At 57.1% G+C, this 960-nt stretch carries 1 protein-coding gene; it reads left to right on the forward strand.

Annotation, left to right across the window (positions count from 1 at the left end; translation table 11 throughout):
* A partial coding sequence (locus tag B5F17_RS14495; RefSeq protein WP_206396759.1) for a 2-oxoacid:acceptor oxidoreductase family protein occupies positions 1-960 on the forward strand: 960 nt, incomplete at both ends.

Here is a 960-nt window from a genome sequence, read left to right on the forward strand (position 1 = left end):
CCATCCATGAAAAGTACGCATTCATGCACTGCTTCGACGGCTTCCGCACCTCGCACGAGATGCAGCGCATCGAGACCCTCGACTATGAGGATCTGCGCGGCCTGGTCGACTACGATGCCCTCAAGGCATTCCGTGCACAGGCGCTCAACCCCGAGCATCCGACCAACCGCGGCAACAACGTAAACCCGGACATCTACTTCCAGTGTAAGGAAGGCGCGAACGTCAAGAGCGCAACCGTTCCGGAGACTGTTCAGCACTACATGGACGAGATCAACAAGCTGACCGGCCGTGATTACAAGCTGTTTAACTACTACGGTGCACCGGACGCAGAGGAAGTCATCGTTGTGATGTGCTCGGCTTCCGAGGCACTCAAGGAGACCGTAAACTACCTCAACCAGAACGGCCGCAAGGTTGGTATGGTGCAGATTCACCTGTACCGTCCGTTCTCGGTCAAGCACTTCTCGGATGCCATCCCGGCAACCTGTAAGAAGATCGCCGTTCTCGATCGCTCCAAGGAAGTTGGTTCGGTTGGTGAGCCGGTATACCTCGACGTATGCACCGCACTCAATCAGGCTGGCAGAACCGACATCCAGATCGTCGGCGGCCGTTACGGTCTGTCCTCCAAGGACACCACGCCCGGTCAGCTGGTTGCAGTTTATGACAACCTCGCACAGGACAAGCCCAAGAACAACTTCACCATCGGTATCAACGACGACGTAACCCATACCTCGCTCGACTACACCGAGGTTGAGATGGCACATCCGGGCCAGGTATCGTGCAAGCTGTGGGGTTTGGGCGGCGATGGTACGGTTGGCGCAAACAAGAACGCCATCACCACCATCGGCCTGACCGCAAACAAGTACGCACAGGCATACTTCTCTTACGACTCCATGAAGTCGGGCGGTCTGACCCAGTCGCACCTGCGTTTTGGCGACGAGCCCATCCAGTCCACCTATCTGG

It is taken from the genome of Butyricicoccus pullicaecorum (assembly GCF_002160355.1).
Taxonomy (GTDB): domain Bacteria; phylum Bacillota; class Clostridia; order Oscillospirales; family Butyricicoccaceae; genus Butyricicoccus; species Butyricicoccus pullicaecorum.